Genomic DNA, 289 nt, shown 5'->3' with positions numbered 1-289 from the left:
CCCAGGTCGCCACGGCGGTCGCCAAGGGCGACCTGTCGCAGAAGATCACCGTCGAGGCCAAGGGCGAGGTCGCCGCGCTCGCCCAGACCATCAACACCATGGTCGACACCCTGAGCGCGTTCGCCGACGAGGTCACCCGCGTCGCCCGCGAAGTCGGCACCGAAGGCCAGCTCGGCGGCCAGGCCCGCGTGCCCAACGTCGCCGGCACCTGGAAAGACCTCACCGACAACGTCAACTCGATGGCCGACAACCTCACCAACCAGGTGCGCTCCATCGCCCAGGTGACCAC

Annotated in this window: 1 protein-coding gene; it reads left to right on the top strand. The window is 69.2% G+C overall.

Annotated elements, in window-relative coordinates; all coding sequences use genetic code 11:
• The coding region (locus tag FLX08_RS40245) for a HAMP domain-containing protein (protein ID WP_142625466.1) at positions 1-289 on the top strand (289 nt) is incomplete at both ends.

It is taken from the genome of Microbispora hainanensis, assembly GCF_006874475.1.
GTDB classification, from domain to species: domain Bacteria; phylum Actinomycetota; class Actinomycetes; order Streptosporangiales; family Streptosporangiaceae; genus Microbispora; species Microbispora hainanensis.
Note: the sequence above shows the minus strand (reverse complement) of the source record. Positions and strands in the feature narration are given on the sequence as shown.